This window comes from Streptomyces sp. NPDC086147 (genome assembly GCF_040702165.1).
Lineage (GTDB): Bacteria > Actinomycetota > Actinomycetes > Streptomycetales > Streptomycetaceae > Streptomyces.
The window spans coordinates 85,876-101,352 of sequence record NZ_JBFBJO010000021.1; the positions used below are offsets into that span (position 1 = coordinate 85,876).

A 15,477-nucleotide genomic window follows, 5' to 3' on the forward strand; every position below is an offset into this window, starting at 1 on the left:
GCCCCCGGGGAATTCCCGGGGGCCTTCATTCAGGTCTCAGGCGCGGCGGCCGCGCAGTTCGTCGATCTCCCGGCGCTCGCGCTTGGTGGGGCGGCCGGCGCCCCGGTCGCGGACGGCGGCGACCGCGACGTGCTCGCGGGGCGGCGGGGGCGGGCTGTTGTCCACGTACGCCTCGGCGGCGACCGGCGGGCCGATCCGCTTGGTGTGCAGCACCTTGACCTCGACGATCCGCTCCCGGCCGCCGTGGAAGACCCGGACCTCGTCGCCGGGCTTCACCGGCTGGGCGGGCTTGACCCGCTCACCGTTGACCTTGACGTGTCCGGCCCGGCAGGCCGCCGCGGCCTGGGAGCGGGTCTTGGTCAGGCGGACCGCCCAGATCCAGCTGTCGACGCGCGCGCTCACGCTGCCCCGTTCCCCCGTCAGCCCTGCTGGAACAGCTCGGCGGGCAGCGGCTTGAGCAGTGCGTACAGGTCGTCGGTGATCGGCCGGTCCCAACTGGCGATCGTCACGAGGACGTTGTCGCTGCGGTCGAACTGGACGCAGGAGATGCGGCTCTCGGAGAGCTTGAGGCGGCGGACGATGAGGAGGTTGTCGCCCTGCATCACGGGGACGTCCTCGGTGTCGAGCACCTCGACCGGCTCGTCGTTCTCCAGGGCGGCGAGGAGCTGCGCCACCTCGAAGGGGATCTGGCCGTCCGCGAGCTCGCGGGCCGGGGAGCCCGCCGGCAGGTTGCCGATGATCATCGCGGGGCCGCGGCCGCCGAACAGGTCGTACCGGAGGAACACGCCCTGGCAGGAGCCGTCGGGCGCGGGCAGCAGGCCGGCGCCGAGATTGCCCGGCCAGTCCCCCGGGTCCATGGCCAGGACGTCGAAGTCCGGACCCGCGGGTGTGGCGGCGCTGCGGCGGCGGAGGAAGGACATACGGCCATGGTACGTGCCCCGGGGCGGGACGCGACGCGCCGGGCGGCTCCGTACGGCCGTCCCGATCGCGCCCGGAGGCCGGGCGCCCCGGCGGTCACCCGGGGTGTCCGGCCGGTCGCCCCGGGTGCGCCGTTCGGGCGACCGGGCCTCGGCGCGCCCATGGGGCCGGCCGGGGCCCGGGGCCACGCGTACGCGTCACTCGCCCCGGCCCCCGGAGCGCTCCGCGAGCCGGGTCAGGAGGTCCAAGGCCTCCTCGGCGCGGGCGTGTTCGACGAAGAGGTGGTCGTGGTGGAACCCGGCCACCACGTTGCAGCTCAGGCCGGCGTCGGCGAGTTCGCGCGCGACGGCGGCCGTGAGCCCGACGGCGTCGAGCGCGGAGTGCACCCGCAGCGTGATCCGGCCCGCCACGTAGTCGTACGCGAGGGAGGCGGCGTCCGCCTCCTCCTGCCGTACGACGAGGGTGAGCCCCTCGGGTTCGGCGACGGTGACCACCGGGGCGAGCCCGGCCGGGGCGGGGCCGTCCACCGTGGTGAAGACGTACCGGCCGGGGTCGAGTTCCGGTCGCAGGCCGGCGAGGAGCCGGGTCAGATCACGTTCCGCGTTCATGGGCGCCAGGGTAGGCGGCCGGGGTCACGGGCGCGGCGGGGCGCCCTCCGCCGGTCCCGTCGCGAACGCCAGGGGCGGGGCGATCGCCCGGGCGTCCGCGCCCTCCCCGACCCACAGCCCGATGAAGAGCGCGGCGGTCGCTTCGAGCAGGCCGGCGCGGTCGAGGCCGCCCCCGGCCAGCGGGGTGCAGCCCGCGTCCCGCACCAGCTCCCCGACCAGCGCGAGCGCCTCCCCGTCGTCGCCGCAGACCGGGACGGCGAGGGGGCTCCCGTCGAAGACGGGCGGGGTCATCCGCCACACGTCCTCGTGGCAGAGGTTGAAGGCCTTGACGACCCGCGCCCCGGGCGCCGCGTCGGCCAGTCGGCGGGCGGCGGAGGGGCCGCCCTCCGTCAGCAGCCGGAAGCCGGGGCCCACCGGGTTGGAGCAGTCCAGCAGGACCCGCCCGGCCAGGGAGGCCCGTACGTCCGCGACGACCTCCGCCCCGGCACCGTACGGCAGCGCGGCGAGGACGACGGCCCCGAACCCGGCCGCCTCCTCCGGGGTCCCGTGCCGCGTCCCGCCGCCCAGCCGGGCGGCGAGCCGCTCCGCCCGCCGTCCGTCCCGGCCGCCGACGAGCACCTCGTGGCCCGCCCGCACCCAGTGGGTGGCGAGGGCGTCCGCCATGTTGCCCGTTCCCAGTACACCGATCCTCATCGTTCCTGTCCTTCGGGTCGTCCGGTCTCCCGGTCCTCCGGTGCCGTCGTCCGGCACTTCGGGGATGACACTAGGGAGCCGGTCGGGCACCATCCGGTACGTGACTTCCGACGCATACCTCGCGGACTGCCGTGCCCGCCTGGCCTTCGACCTGCTCGCCAACACCTGGAACTCGGTGGTCCTCTGGGCCCTGCGCGACGGCCCGAGCCGCCACGTCGAGCTGCGCGGGCGGATCGGCGGCATCAGCTCCAAGGTCCTCACCGAGACGCTGCGGCGGCTTGAGTTCAACGGCCTGGTGGAGCGGCGTGTGAGCGCCGGGGCGGAGTCCCGGGCCGCGTACGCGCTCACCCCGCTGGGCCGGACCCTGCTCGGCCCGATCGGCGCGTTCGGGGAGTGGGCCTTCGAGCACGGCGACGAGGTGATGGCCGCGCAGGAGCGGCACGGCGGGTGAGAGGGGTCTCTCCCTACAGGCCGAACTCCCTTACCATTGAAAGGAATTCGTCCGGGCGGTCGGCGTGCACGAGGTGTCCGGCGTCGAGGGTGGCGAGGCGGGCTCCGGGGATCCGGCCGGCCAGCCAGGACAGCCGCTCCTGGGGCACGTGGCTGGTCGGGCCGCCGGCCAGGACCAGGGTGGGGGCGGTGATCGACGCGAGCCGGTCGCGCCAGTCGGGGTCGGGGTCGTTGAGCTGGGCGTCGGTGGCCGGGACGATCTCCCAGTCGAAGCCGAGGGGGCCCTCGGGGCGCTCGGCGACGGGGCGCGGCGGGTCGAGCGGGAAGAAGACCGGGGGCTCCTCCAGGACGAGGCGGCCGACGAGGCCGGGCTCGTCCCGGGCGAGGAGGTACGCGGCGGCGGCGCCCATCGAGTGGGCGACGACGGTGGCGCCGGTGAGGCCGAGGGCCCTGAGGAAGCCGCCGAGCTCGTCGCGGAAGGCGTCGAAGCCGTAGCCGCCGGGGCGTCGGCCGCTGAGTCCGTGGCCGCGCAGGTCGAGCGCGTACACCCGGTGGTCGGCGGCGAGGTCGGCCGCCACCCGCGCCCAGGTGGTGCCGTTCTCGCCGCGTCCGTGGACCAGGACGACGGGCGGGGCGTCCTCCGGGCCCGTGACCCGGTGGGCGAGGCGGACGCCGTCCACGGTGACCGTGCGGACGGCGGGATCGAGGAAGGCGGCGACCGCGCGGACGAAGGCGTCCGGGTCGTCCACCCAGGGGTGGTGGCCGGCGCCCGGCTGGACAACGAGCTCGGCGGACGGGAAGAGGGCGGCCGCCTCGGCGGCCTTGGTGGGGGTCGGTCCGGCGTCGTGCTCGCCCGCCAGGACCAGGACCGGCGCGGTGAGCGCGGCGAGGGCGTGGCGGGTCGCCGCCGGGTCGTAGGCGCCCTCGCCGTGGTAGGTGCCGGCGGCCTCCCAGCGGGTCTGCCGGTCGGCGGCGGCCGCGTGTTCCCGGGCGGCCTCGTCCCAGCGGCCGTAGGCGAAGGGCGCGGCGACGGCGCACACGCGGGACAGCGGGGTCTCGGGGCCGGTCGCGTCGAGCGCGGCCCTGGCCTCCGGGTACCAGGGCCGGTCGGCGAAGACCTCGGCGGCCGCGTCCCACTCCTCGTCGGTGGTGGTGACGCCGAGCGCGCGGGCGGCGGAGGTGACCAGGACGAGGGAGCGGATCCGCTCGGGGTGGGCGGCGGCGTAGAGGGTCGCGAGGTTGCCGCCCGCCGAGTGGCCGAGGAGGTCGATCCGCTCCAGGCCGAGGTGGGCGCGGAGCGCCTCGACGTCGCCGACCTGCCGGTCGCAGCGGTACGTGCCGGGGTCGGCGGGCTCGGCGCTCGCCCCGGTGCCCCGGGCGTCGAGGAGGACGAGCGTGCGGTGGGCGGCGAGCCCGCCGAGGTCACCGAGGTAGGCGGCGTCCCGCATCGGCCCGCCCGCCAGGCACACCAGCGGCTCGCCCTCCCCCTGCGTGCGGTAGGCGAGTTCGGTTCCGTCATACGTGGTGAACGTCGGCATGCGCCGATCCTCACCGGCCCCGATGATCTTGGCAACGTATTTCGCCGAGAGCGCGGGACCGGGCGCGATACGGTGGACGGGCCGTCCCCGGCGCTCTCCCTCACCCCTAAGGAACCGTTTCACCGTGCCCGACACCCGGGAATCCGCGCTGCGCGGCGACTGCGCCAACTGCTTCGGCCTGTGCTGCGTGGCGCTGCCCTTCGCCAAGTCGGCGGACTTCGCCGTGGACAAGTCCTCCGGCGAGCCCTGCCGGAACCTGCGGGAGGACTTCCGCTGCGGCATCCACACGCGGCTGCGGCCGAGCGGTTTCCAGGGCTGCACGGTGTACGACTGCTTCGGCGCGGGCCAGCGGGTGTCGCAGGTGACCTTCGGCGGGGTGTCGTGGCGCGAGGCACCGGAGACGGCCCGGCCGATGTACGAGGTGTTCCCGGTGGTGCGCGGGCTCCACGAGCTGCTGCGGTACCTCACCGAGGCGCTGGCGCTGCGCGCCGCCCGGCCCGTGCACGCCGAGGTGCGGGCGGCGCTCGCCCGGGTCGAGGCGCTCGCGGCGGGAACGCCGGACGCGCTGGGGAAGCTGGACGTGAACGCCGTGCGGGGCGAGGTGAACCCGCTGCTGCTCCGGACGAGCGAGCTGGTCCGCGCCACGGCCGGCGGGCGGCCGAAGAGCCGGCGCGGGGCGGACCTGATCGGCAAGCGGCTGCGCGGGGCGAAACTGCGGGGCGCGGACCTGCGCGGGGCGCTGCTCATCGCCGCCGACCTGACGGGGGCGGACCTGTCGCTCGCCGATCTGATCGGCGCCGACCTGCGGGACGCCGACCTGTCCGGCGCGGACCTGACGGACGCCCTGTTCCTCACCCAGCCCCAGCTGAACGCGGCGCGCGGGGACGCCGCCACCCGCCTCCCGGAGGCCTTCGAGCGTCCCGCGCACTGGACGGCCTGAGCGGCCGGGGAGGCCGGTTCAGAGCTCGTACGTGTACGGGGTCGTGGTCGTCAGCTCCAGGAAGCCGAGGCGGCGGAGGATCGGGCGGCTCGTGGGGGCCGCGTCGACCTGGACGTAGCGGTGGCCCCGGTCGGCGGCGACGCGGGCGCGGTGGGAGACGAGGGCGCGGTAGAGGCCCCGCCCGCGCCAGCCCTCGACGGTGCCGCCGCCCCAGAGGCCGGCGAAGTCGGTACCGGGGTGGAGTTCGAGGCGGGCCGCGCTGACGGGTTCGCCGTCGGCGACGGCGACGACGGCGGCGACGGCGTCGGGCGCGACCGCGAGGTGGTCGAGGAGCTGGCGCCCGATAGGGGCGCTGTCGGTGCCGAAGGCGCGTGCGTGGACCTCGACCACCTGGCCCACGCCCGCCTCGTCGGTGACGGCGCGGAGTTCGACGCCCTCGGGCAGCGGGACGTCCCGGGGCAGGGCGGCGGCCTCGGCGGCCATCAGGGTCTCGGGCTCCCCTGCGGTGAAGCCCGCCGCGCGGAGCCGGTCGCCGAGGTCGGCGGGGGCGTCGTGCCCGTACAGCTTCCATTCGAAGGGCAGGCCGGCGGTCCGGTAGTGGGCGATCTGCGCGGCGACGGCGGCGTCGGCGCCCGCCGTGTCGCCGGCGTCGAGTCCGGACCAGAGGACGCCGTTCCACGCGTGGGCGGGGCCGGTCTGGCGGACGACGGCTCCGACGCGTTCGACGCGGCTGCCGGGGCCGTCGGGGCGGGCCTCTCGGCGCAGTTGGCGGTCGTACAGGTCGAGCAGTTCACGGGGGTCGCGCGCGGGGTGCGGGGTGCTCGGGTGCGGGGATTCCATGGCGGCCACTCCAGCAGCCGGGCCCGCGCCCGGCAACGGGTTTCGGCGGGTGGGCGCGGCCCCGGTCGGCGGGTCACCACGTCACCGGCAGGGTTTCGGGGCCCCGGACGGAGGTGCCGCGCTGCCAGCGGAGCCGTTCGGCGGGGACGGCGAGGCGCAGGTCGGGGAAGCGGTCCCACAGGGAGGCGACGAGGACCTCGGACTCGATCCGGGCGAGGGCGGCACCGGGGCAGGCGTGGGGGCCGTGGCCGAAGGCGAGGTGCGGGGCCCGGTCCCGGTCGAAGTCGAGCCGGTCGGGTTCGGGGAAGACGGCCGGGTCGCGGTTGGCGGTCAGGTGGGAGACGTAGACGGGGTCCCCGGCCGGGATGACGACCCCGCCGACCTCGACGTCCTCCAGGGCGATCCGGGGGAGCCCTACGGCGTCGCGGTGCGGGATGTAGCGGAGGAGTTCGTCGACGGCCCGCGGCAGCAGGGCGGGTTCGGCGCGCAGCCGGGCGAGGTGTTCCGGGTGGGTGAGCAGCGCGTACACCATGTGGGCGGTGTTGTTGCGGACGGCGTGGGTCCCGCCGGTCAGGACGAGGAAGGCGAGTCCGGCGGCCTCGCGTCCGGTGAGGGCCCCGTCGTCGACGGCGTCGGCGAGGACGGCGGCGAGGGTCTCCCCGCCGCTGCCGTGGCTGCGGCCGACGAGTTCGGTGAAGTAGCGGACCGCGTCGGCCCTGGCCCGTTCGCCGGCGCGCCGGCCGGCGTCGGCGGAGACCGCGGTGGCGGCCCAGTGGGCGAGCAGGGGCCGGTCGCCCTCGGGCACGCCCATGAGCGCGCCGGCCACGGCGAGCGGGAAGGGCCGGTGGACGAGTTCCACGAGGTCGGCGGGGGCGCCGTGGTCCTCGACGCGGTCCAGGAGCCGGTCCATGGCCTCCTGGGCGCGGTCGCGCAGGGTCCGCAGGGGGCCGGGGCCGAAGGCGCGGGCGAGGACCCGGCGCATCCGGGTGTGGTCGGGCGGGTCCGCGAAGCCGACGTCGCCCTCCAGCGGGACGGGCCGGGGCGCGACCCGGGTGACGGGGCGGCCGCGGGCGGCCCGGCGGCTGAAGCGGGGGTCGGCGGAGACGAACCTGACGTCCTCGTAGCGGGTGACGAGCCAGGCGTGGCCGTCGCCGTGCGGCAGCCGGATCCGGGTGACGGGGTCCTCGTGGAGCAGTTCGGCGAGCAGCGGGTCGAAGTCGAGGCCGGTGAGGTGGGGGACGGCCCAGAAGCGGATCCGGGGGGCGTCGGCGGCGTCGGGGGCGGGGGCGTCGAGCACGGGGACCTGTCTTTCTGCGGGACGGGGGCGCTCCCCTCCTTCCCGCCCCGCCCGGCCACGGGCACCGGGCCGCCGCGAAAGCACACAAAGGGGTCTGGACGGCGCGGGAGGCGTGGTCCATGCGGGCGATCGGGCGCCCCGTCTCCGGCCCCCTCGCGTCCGACCCCTTGCCAAGCCCCCCGTACCTCCGGTTTTACTGGCCCGAGCGGATCTACCGAATGATCGGTAGGTTGCTTCGAGAGTACGGCGAGGAGCGCGGTGAAGAGCGTGGAGGAGCGGCGCATGACGGAAGAACCGCTGGACGGCGGCGAGCGGCTCGGCCGGGAGGAGCTGGCGGCGCTCCAGCTGGAGCGGCTGCGCGCGACCCTGCGGCACGCGTACGAGAACGTGGACTTCCACCGGCGCTCCTTCGACGCGGCCGGGGTCTCCCCGGACGACTGCCGCACGCTGGCGGACCTGGCGCGGTTCCCCTTCACCGCCAAGTCGGACCTGCGCGACCACTACCCCTTCGGGATGTTCGCCGTCGACCCGTCGCGGATCCGGCGGATCCACGCCTCCAGCGGCACCACCGGCCGGCCCACCGTCGTCGGCTACACCGAGGGCGACCTGGACGTCTGGGCGGACGTGGTGGCCCGCTCGCTGCGCGCCGCCGGCGTGCGCCCCGGGCACAAGGTCCACGTGGCGTACGGCTACGGCCTGTTCACCGGCGGGCTCGGCGCCCACTACGGGGCGGAGCGCCTGGGCTGCACGGTGATCCCCGCCTCGGGCGGCATGACGGCCCGGCAGGTGCGGCTGATCCAGGACTTCCGGCCCGAGGTCATCATGGTCACCCCCTCGTACATGCTCACCCTCCTCGACGAGTTCGAGCGGCAGGGCGTGGACCCCCGGTCGACCTCCTTGAAGGTGGGCGTCTTCGGGGCCGAGCCGTGGACGGAGGAGATGCGCAAGGAGATCGAGGAGCGGTTCGCGATCGACGCGGTCGACATATACGGACTGTCGGAGGTCATGGGGCCGGGCGTGGCGCAGGAGTGCGTGGAGACCAAGGACGGCCTGCACATCTGGGAGGACCACTTCTATCCGGAGGTCGTGGACCCGTTCACGGGCGAGGTGCTGCCGGACGGGGAGGAGGGTGAGCTGGTCTTCACCTCGCTCACCAAGGAGGCCATGCCGGTGGTCCGCTACCGGACCAGGGACCTGACCCGGCTGCTGCCGGGCACCGCGCGGGTCTTCCGGCGGATGGAGAAGGTCACCGGGCGCAGCGACGACATGATCATCCTGCGCGGGGTGAACCTCTTCCCCACCCAGATCGAGGAGATCGTCCTGCGCACCCCGGCCGTGGCCCCGCACTTCCAGCTGCGCCTGACCCGGGAGGGCAGGCTCGACGTCCTGACCGTACGGGCCGAGGCCCGGCCGGACGCGACGGCCGGGGAGCGGGCGGAGGCGGCCCGGGCGATCGCGGCGGCGGTCAAGGACGGCATCGGCGTCTCGGTCGGGGTCGAGGTGGTCGACCCCGAGACGCTGGAGCGCTCGGTGGGCAAGATCCGGCGGATCGTGGACCTGCGGGACTCCGCGTAGCTCCCGTTTGGGTGGGACCTGTCCGGACAGGTCCTGTCCGGTGGGCCGGGGAAACGTGCTCCGGCCGGTGCGGTCGGCCCAGGAAGCCGAGCAGCCGCTCGTCGAGCCGGTGCGGTTCGACGAGCGGCAGGGAGTGGTGGGCGGCTCCGGGCAGCAGGACCACCTCGGCCTCCGGGAGCGCGCGCCGGACCCGGTCGGCGACCTCGGCGGCGCGATGGGTGCGGCTGCGCTCCGCGAGCAGGACGAGCAGCGGTGCGCGGCGGATCATGGCCGGGGCCGCGCCCCTGACCCGCCGGGCACGTCCTAGGCTTCCGCGAACCGGTCCCTGAGTTCGCGCTTGAGGATCTTGCCGCTCGCGTTGCGGGGCAGTTCGGGCAGGAAGTGGACGCGCTTCGGAGCCTTGAAGTGGGGGAGCTTCTCGCGGGCGTGGGTGAGGAGTTCGGTCTCGGTGACCTCGCCGCGCGGGACGACCACCGCCGTGACCGCCTCGATCCAGCGCTCGTCGGGGAGGCCGATCACGGCCGCCTCGGCGACCCCGGGGTGGGTGTAGAGGGCGTCCTCGACCTGACGGGAGGCGACCAGGACGCCGCCGGAGTTGATGACGTCCTTCACCCGGTCGACGATCGTGTAGTAGCCCTCGGCGTCGCGGACCGCGAGGTCGCCCGAGTGGAACCAGCCGTTCCTGAAGGCCGCCCTGGTCTCCTCGGGCTTGTTCCAGTAGCCCTCGCACAGTTGCGGCGAGCGGTAGACGATCTCGCCGGGGGTGCCGTCGGGGACGTCGTCGCCCTTCTCGTCGACGACCCGGGCCTCGACGTGGCGGACCGGGCGGCCGCAGGAGTCCATCCGGCCCTCGTGCTCGTCGGGTCCGAGGACCGTGGCGAGCGGGCCGATCTCGGACTGGCCGAAGCAGTTGTAGAAGCGCAGCTCCGGCAGACGGGCGCGCAGGCCCTCCAGGACGGGCACGGGCATGATCGAGGCCCCGTAGTAGGCCTTGCGGAGCGCGGAGAGGTCGCGGGTGGCGAACTCCGGGTGGTTGGCGAGGCCGATCCAGACCGTCGGCGGGGCGAACAGGCTGTCGGCCCGGCCCGCCTCGACCAGGTCGAAGAGGACGGCCGGGTCGGGGCCGTCGACGAGGGTGTTCTCGGCGCCGACGGCGAGGTAGGGCAGCAGGAAGACGTGCGTCTGCGCCGAGTGGTAGAGCGGCAGCGCGTGCACGGGCCGGTCGTCCTCGCGCAGGTCGAGGGCCTCGACGGCGCTCGCGTACGCGTGGGCCAGGGCGAGGTGGGTCATCATCGCGCCCTTGGGCTGGGCGGTGGTGCCCGAGGTGTAGAGCAGCTGGGCGAGGTCGCGGGCGTCGCGGTCGGTGTCGTACGCCTCCGGTTCGGCGAGCGCGTCGAGCAGGGAACCGGGCGCGTCCCGCAGCGGCTTGACGGGGAAGCCGTCCGGGATCCGGTCCGCGAGGGCGGGGTCGGCGAGGACGAGCGAGCTGTCCGACTGCTCCAGGACGTACGCGAGGTCGTCGCCGGTCAGGTGGTGGTTGACCGGCACGTGGACCAGGCCGGCCCGGGCGCACGCCAGGAACGCGATCAGATAGGCGTCGGAGTTGTGGCCGTAGGTGGCGACCCGGGCGTACTCCGGCAGCCCGATGCCGTGGTGGGCCTCCCGCAGGACGGCGGCGGCGGTGGAGACGGCCGCGTCCAGCTCCGCGTACGTCCAGCTCCGGTCGGCGTAGCGGAGGGCGGTCCGGTCGGGGACGCGCCGGGCGCTCGCGCGCAGGACGCCGTCGACGGTGCGGCTGGGGAGTCGGCTCATGGCGCGATCCTCGGCGCGCACCGCACGCGGGGTCAAGTACTCGGCGGCGCGCCGGGACACGGCTGTGCGCCGACGAGCGCCGGGCGGCCTCCCGCTTCCACGAGAAGGGCGTCCCGCGCTCGCCGGCGCTGCGGTTGGCGGCCGACGGGACCGACCGGCCGGGGGCCCGTCAGGGGCTGAACGACATGAACACGAAGGCGGCGAAGATCGAGAGGTGGACGCCGCCCTGGAGGAGCGTGGCCCGTCCCGGCACCACGGTCAGGGCGCTCACCACACCGGTGAGGGCGAGCAGGACCAGGTGGAGGGGGCCCAGGCCGAGGACCAGGGGCCCGGAGAGCCAGATCGAGGCGAGCGCGATCGCCGGGACGGTCAGGCCGATGCTGGCGATCGCGGAGCCGTAGGCGAGGTTGAGGCTGGTCTGCATCCTGTCCCGGCGGGCCGCGCGGACGGCGGCGAGGGTCTCGGGGAGCAGCACCATCAGGGCGATGACGACACCGACGACCGCCTTGGGCAGACCGGCCGACTCCACGGCGTCCTCGATGGTGGGCGAGACCAGCTTGGCGTTGCCGACGACGGCGACGAGGGCGAGGAGGAGCAGGCCGAGGCTGGTCCAGGCCTCGCGGCTGCCCGGCGGGGCGGCGTGCTCGTCCTCCGACTCGTGGCCGGGGCGCGGCACCGGGAGGAAGTAGTCGCGGTGCCGGACCGTCTGGACGCCGACGAACACGCCGTACAGGAAGAGGGAGGCGACGGCGGCGAAGATGAGCTGGGCGCCGGAGAACTCGGGGCCGGGGTGGCTGGTGGTGAAGGTCGGCAGGACCAGCGTCATCGTGGCGAGGGTGCAGACGATGGCGAGCGCGCCGCCGGAGCCCTCGGCGTTGAAGACGGCGACGCGGTTGCGGAGCGCGCCGACGAGGAGGGAGATGCCGACGATGCCGTTGCAGGTGATCATGACGGCGGCGAAGACGGTGTCGCGGGCGTAGGTGGAGGTCTTGTCGCCGCCTCCGGCCATCAGGGTGACGATGAGTCCGACTTCGATGACGGTGACGGCCACGGCGAGGACGAGCGAGCCGAAGGGTTCGCCGACGCGGTGGGCGATCACCTCGGCGTGGTGGACCGCCGCGAGGACCGCCACGAGGAGGCAGAGCGCGATCAGCCCCACGGCGAAGCCGGGGAGGTCACGCCCCCAGGCCGCGCCCATGGCCAGCGCCGCCACCACTGGTCCCCAGGTGGTCCACTGACGTGTCATTGCCGCCGTGCTCGAACTCATGATCCGCATCCTGCCACAAAGGGGGCTTTCGCCCGATTTCGGTCATTCCAGGGGTTCGGTGAGGCCTCGCTCGTACGCGGCGAGCGTCTCGATGAACATCCGCCGCTCCCGCGCGTCGAGCGGGGCCAGGGCCGTACGCCAGGCGTCGGCGCTGCGTCCGAGCCAGCCGTCGATGGCGGCCCGGTACCGCTCGGAGATGGAGACGATCTTCCGCCTGCGGTCGGCGGGGTCCTCGACCCGCTCCAGGACGCCCTTCTTCACCAGGTCCCCCGCCATCAGGCTGACGGTGGTGGGGGCCACCTCCAGGTGGGCGGCGAGCTCGTTGACGCTCAGCGGTCCGTCGAAGAGGAGGTGGGCGAGGAGGGAGAGGTGGCGGGGCGCGAGGGTGAGCGACTGCAGGTCCTCGGGGATCCTGACGCGCTTGACCCGTGCGACCGTCCGAGGCATCAGCAGCAGCAACGTGCGTACGGCCTCGTCCAGATCCGGTCCGGGGTCCTCGTCCTCCTCGTGGGCGTTCGCCATCGCACCTTCCCCCTTCGTTTCGGTTTCACACTCTTCGTTTTGCTTTCAAAGCAAAGATATCTTTACGGACGATGCTACCGGAAGGCATGTTCGAGCAGGGCCGTTTGGCGGCTGCCCCCGGTGGGAGACAGTGGGCATGACGGAGGATGCGGCGAGACAAGGACGTTCGACCCGGCGCGCGTTCGGCGGCGGGCTGCTGGCCCTCGGAGGAGCCGTGGCGATCGGTGCGGTGCCGGGGGCCGGCCTCGCGGCGGGTGCCGGAGGCGGGTCCGGGGCCGGGTCCGTCGCGCGGCGGACCACGCTGCGGCGCGGTTCGGCCGCGCGGGCCGGACTGCTCGCGCCGCACCTGGACCGGCTGGTGACGGAGGCCGAGGCGTTCCTCGCCCCCTCCCCCGCGCACCCCTGGTACGCGGGCGCCGTCCTGCTCGCCGGGCGCGGCGGGACCGTGGCCCTGCACCGGGCGATCGGCTCGGCCGTGCGGTACGCCGCGTACGACGAGAAGACCGGCACCGGCGTCGAACTGCCGCCGGAGCGGCAGCGGCCGATGACCGAGGACACCGTCTTCGACCTGGCCTCGGTCTCCAAGCTGTTCACCTCGATCCTGGCGGTGCAGCAGATCGAGCGCGGGGTGCTCGATCTGGAGGCGAGGGTCACGGCGTACCTGCCGGAGTTCGGCGGCGGCGGGAAGGGGGACGTGACGGTGCGCCAACTGCTCACCCACACCTCCGGCTTCCGGTCCTGGATCCCGCTGTACCGGGAGCCGACGCGGGAGGGGAAGCTGCGGCTGCTCTGGGAGGAGCGGCTCGCGAACCCGCCGGGGACCGCGTACCTCTACTCCGATCTCAACCTGATCTCGCTCCAGTCGGTCCTGGAGGAGGTCACCGGCCGCGCCCTGGACGTCCTGCTCCACGACGAGATCACCGCTCCGCTCGGGATGGACCGCACGCGCTTCAACCCGCCGCCCTCCTGGCGGCCGGACATCGCCGCCACCGAGGACGCCCGGCCGCCCTGGTCGGGCCTGGACCGGGGCATGGTGTGGGGCGAGGTCCACGACGAGAACGCGTACGCGCTCGGCGGGGTCGCCGGGCACGCCGGGGTCTTCTCGCGCGCCTGGGACCTGGCGGTCCTCGCCCGCGCCCTGCTCAACGGCGGGGCGTACGGCCGGGCCCGCATCCTCTCCCCCGCGTCGGTGGAGCTGATGTTCACCGACTTCAACACCGCCTTCCCCGGCGACGCGCACGGGCTCGGCTTCGAGCTCCACCAGCACTGGTACATGGGCGCGATGGCCACGCCCCGCACGGCCGGGCACACCGGCTTCACCGGCACCAGCCTCGTCCTGGACCCGACGACCGACGCCTTCCTGATCGTCCTCGGCAACTCCGTGCACCCGGTGCGCTCCTGGCGCTCCGGCTCCGCGCCGCGCGTCGCCACCGCGAACCGGCTGGCCAGGGCCGTACCGGTACGGCCGGCCCGGGGACGCACGGCCTGGTTCTCCGGCATGGGGAGCGGCGCCACCGCCACCCTCGCCCTGCCCCCGGTCCCCGGCGCCGCGCGGCTGGAGTGCGCGCTGTGGTGGGACACCGAACCGGACGCGGACGCGGTCTTCCTGGAGGCGTCCCGCGACGGCGGGGTGACCTGGGAGCCGCTGCCGTTCGTCACCGCGCGTCCGAGGGAGGAGCCGTCGCCGCACCCGGCGGGGACGGCGGGCGGCTGGTCCGGGCGCGCCTGGCACCGGCTCGCGGCCGAGGTGCCGGAGGCGGCCCGGGGATCCGTCCCCGTACGGCTGCGGTGGCGGTACGCGACGGACGCGCGGTACGTCGGACGCGGGGTGTACGTGGACGGGGTGCGGGTCCTCGACGGCGCGGGGCGCCCGCTCTTCGACGAGGCCCGGCCGGCGGACGGCGCGCGGATCGAGGCGGTGGGCTGGACGGCGTCCCGGGACTGACCGGCCGGACCGGCCCCGGGGCCGCCCTCAGTCGGCGGCGGCCGTGCGCAGCTCCGTCAGGAGCGGGCTGATCAGGGGGTGTTCCTCGGCTCCGCGCCGTACCGCCGCGAAGACCCGGCGGGTGGGGGCGACCCCCTCCACCGGGCGGACCTCGACGCCCGTGAGGTCCATCCCGCGCAGCGCCGAGCGCGGCACGAGGGCGACCCCGGCGGCGGCGGAGGCGAGGGCGACGACGGCGCGGAAGTCGTCGGAGACGTGCGCGAAGCGGGGGGCGAAGCCGGCGTACTCGCAGGCCAGGACGGTGACGTCGTGGCAGGGGTTGCCGGTGGACTGCCCGATCCAGTCGTCCTTGGCGAGGGCGGAGAGCGCGACCCGCCCGCCGGCCGCCAGGGGGTGGCCGGGCGGCAGGACCGCGTCGAAGGGCTCCGCGTAGAGCGGCACGCGGGTGAGGCGGTCGTCGTCCTCGCCGGGGGCGCCCCGGTACTCGACGGCGACGGCCACGTCCACCTGCCGGTCCAGGACCATGAGCAGGCTCTCGTCGCCCTCGGCGTCCCGCACCCGGACCCGGATGCCGGGCGCGGTGCGGGCGAGCGCCGTGAGGGCGGGGGCCACGACGAGGCCGATGCCGGTGGCGAAGGCGGCGACCGTGACCGTGCCGGCCTCGCCGGAGCCGTAGGCGGCGAGCTCGGCCTCGGCGCGCTCCAGCTGGGCCAGGACGGCGTTGGCGTGGCTCAGCAGGATCTCGCCGGCCGGGGTGAGGCGGGCGCCCCGGGCGCTCCGCTCGACCAGACGGTGGCCGGTCTCCTGCTCCAGAGCGGCGAGCTGCTGGGAGACGGCGGAGGGGGTGAGGTAGAGCGCGGCGGCCGCCGCGGTGACCGTGCGGTGGTCGGCCACCGCACGGAGGATGTGCAACCGCCGCGCTTCGATCATGTCCCCAGTCTCGCAGGCCGGAGGGTCCGCTCCGGTCCGGGGGGGGGGGGGCCCCCCGGCCCCCCCCGGGCGGGGGGGGGGGGGGGGGCGGCGGGGCCCGCCCCCGCGGGGGGGGGGGCCCCCCAACCCCCCCCCCCCCCCG

General features: G+C 75.3%; 16 protein-coding genes. 5 read left to right on the plus strand and 11 right to left on the minus strand.

The window, feature by feature from the left end; all coding sequences use genetic code 11:
• Positions 1–36: 36 nt before the first annotated feature.
• From AB0398_RS29530 to AB0398_RS29545, 4 genes are all read right to left on the minus strand, one after another.
• Positions 37–402 (minus strand): RNA-binding S4 domain-containing protein, encoded by a 366-nt coding sequence (locus AB0398_RS29530; RefSeq protein WP_366378700.1) that lies wholly within the window; start codon positions 400–402, stop codon positions 37–39.
• A gap of 17 nt (positions 403–419) precedes the next feature.
• The gene (locus tag AB0398_RS29535; RefSeq protein WP_351182495.1) at positions 420–920 is read right to left on the minus strand and encodes a hypothetical protein; all 501 of its coding nucleotides are present in this window, start codon (positions 918–920) and stop codon (positions 420–422) included.
• A 195-nt stretch (positions 921–1,115) separates the two neighbouring features.
• On the minus strand, positions 1,116–1,526 hold the full coding sequence (locus tag AB0398_RS29540; protein WP_366378701.1) for an ACT domain-containing protein: 411 nt from the start codon (positions 1,524–1,526) through the stop codon (positions 1,116–1,118).
• 24 nt (positions 1,527–1,550) lie between these two features.
• On the minus strand, positions 1,551–2,219 hold the full coding sequence (locus AB0398_RS29545) for an NAD(P)-binding domain-containing protein (RefSeq protein ID WP_366378702.1): 669 nt from the start codon (positions 2,217–2,219) through the stop codon (positions 1,551–1,553).
• Positions 2,220–2,319: 100 nt separating this feature from the next.
• Between AB0398_RS29545 and AB0398_RS29550 the strand changes: the two genes are divergently transcribed.
• Positions 2,320–2,670 carry a helix-turn-helix domain-containing protein gene (locus tag AB0398_RS29550; RefSeq protein ID WP_366378703.1) on the plus strand — a complete coding sequence of 117 codons (351 nt, stop codon included), beginning with the start codon at positions 2,320–2,322 and terminating at the stop codon, positions 2,668–2,670.
• Positions 2,671–2,683: 13 nt separating this feature from the next.
• Here AB0398_RS29550 and AB0398_RS29555 read toward each other — a convergent pair whose 3' ends face one another.
• Complete coding sequence (locus AB0398_RS29555; RefSeq protein WP_366378704.1) at positions 2,684–4,207, minus strand: alpha/beta fold hydrolase; 1,524 nt, start codon at positions 4,205–4,207, stop codon at positions 2,684–2,686.
• Between the two features lie 124 nt (positions 4,208–4,331).
• Here AB0398_RS29555 and AB0398_RS29560 point away from each other — a divergent pair, with 124 nt between their 5' ends.
• Complete coding sequence (locus AB0398_RS29560; protein WP_366378705.1) at positions 4,332–5,147, plus strand: pentapeptide repeat-containing protein; 816 nt, start codon at positions 4,332–4,334, stop codon at positions 5,145–5,147.
• Positions 5,148–5,165: 18 nt separating this feature from the next.
• Here AB0398_RS29560 and AB0398_RS29565 read toward each other — a convergent pair whose 3' ends face one another.
• Both AB0398_RS29565 and AB0398_RS29570 read right to left on the minus strand, forming a co-directional pair.
• The gene (locus AB0398_RS29565) at positions 5,166–5,987 is read right to left on the minus strand and encodes a GNAT family N-acetyltransferase (RefSeq protein ID WP_366378706.1); all 822 of its coding nucleotides are present in this window, start codon (positions 5,985–5,987) and stop codon (positions 5,166–5,168) included.
• A gap of 73 nt (positions 5,988–6,060) precedes the next feature.
• On the minus strand, positions 6,061–7,284 hold the full coding sequence (locus tag AB0398_RS29570; RefSeq protein ID WP_366378707.1) for a cytochrome P450: 1,224 nt from the start codon (positions 7,282–7,284) through the stop codon (positions 6,061–6,063).
• A 282-nt stretch (positions 7,285–7,566) separates the two neighbouring features.
• Between AB0398_RS29570 and paaK the strand changes: the two genes are divergently transcribed.
• Together paaK and AB0398_RS29580 are read left to right on the plus strand one after the other, a co-directional pair.
• Positions 7,567–8,859 carry a phenylacetate--CoA ligase PaaK gene (gene paaK / locus AB0398_RS29575; RefSeq protein WP_366378708.1) on the plus strand — a complete coding sequence of 431 codons (1,293 nt, stop codon included), beginning with the start codon at positions 7,567–7,569 and terminating at the stop codon, positions 8,857–8,859.
• 55 nt (positions 8,860–8,914) lie between these two features.
• Positions 8,915–9,166, plus strand: coding sequence for a hypothetical protein (locus AB0398_RS29580; RefSeq protein ID WP_366378709.1), 252 nt, complete (start codon positions 8,915–8,917; stop codon positions 9,164–9,166).
• On the opposite strand, the gene AB0398_RS29585 is transcribed toward AB0398_RS29580, so the two are convergent.
• The 3 genes from AB0398_RS29585 to AB0398_RS29595 form a co-directional block, all read right to left on the minus strand.
• Positions 9,163–10,671 (minus strand): fatty acyl-CoA synthetase, encoded by a 1,509-nt coding sequence (locus AB0398_RS29585; protein WP_366378710.1) that lies wholly within the window; start codon positions 10,669–10,671, stop codon positions 9,163–9,165. The genes AB0398_RS29580 and AB0398_RS29585 overlap by 4 nt on opposite strands.
• A gap of 169 nt (positions 10,672–10,840) precedes the next feature.
• Positions 10,841–11,938: an ionic transporter y4hA gene (locus AB0398_RS29590; protein WP_366378711.1), complete on the minus strand. Its 1,098-nt coding sequence runs from the start codon at positions 11,936–11,938 to the stop codon at positions 10,841–10,843.
• Positions 11,939–11,980: 42 nt separating this feature from the next.
• Complete coding sequence (locus AB0398_RS29595) at positions 11,981–12,460, minus strand: MarR family winged helix-turn-helix transcriptional regulator (RefSeq protein ID WP_366378712.1); 480 nt, start codon at positions 12,458–12,460, stop codon at positions 11,981–11,983.
• Between the two features lie 136 nt (positions 12,461–12,596).
• On the opposite strand from AB0398_RS29595, the gene AB0398_RS29600 reads away from it, so the two are divergent.
• Positions 12,597–14,405 (plus strand): serine hydrolase, encoded by a 1,809-nt coding sequence (locus AB0398_RS29600; protein WP_366378713.1) that lies wholly within the window; start codon positions 12,597–12,599, stop codon positions 14,403–14,405.
• Between the two features lie 27 nt (positions 14,406–14,432).
• On the opposite strand, the gene AB0398_RS29605 is transcribed toward AB0398_RS29600, so the two are convergent.
• Positions 14,433–15,335 (minus strand): LysR family transcriptional regulator, encoded by a 903-nt coding sequence (locus tag AB0398_RS29605; RefSeq protein WP_366378714.1) that lies wholly within the window; start codon positions 15,333–15,335, stop codon positions 14,433–14,435.
• Between the last annotated feature and the right edge of the window lie 142 nt (positions 15,336–15,477).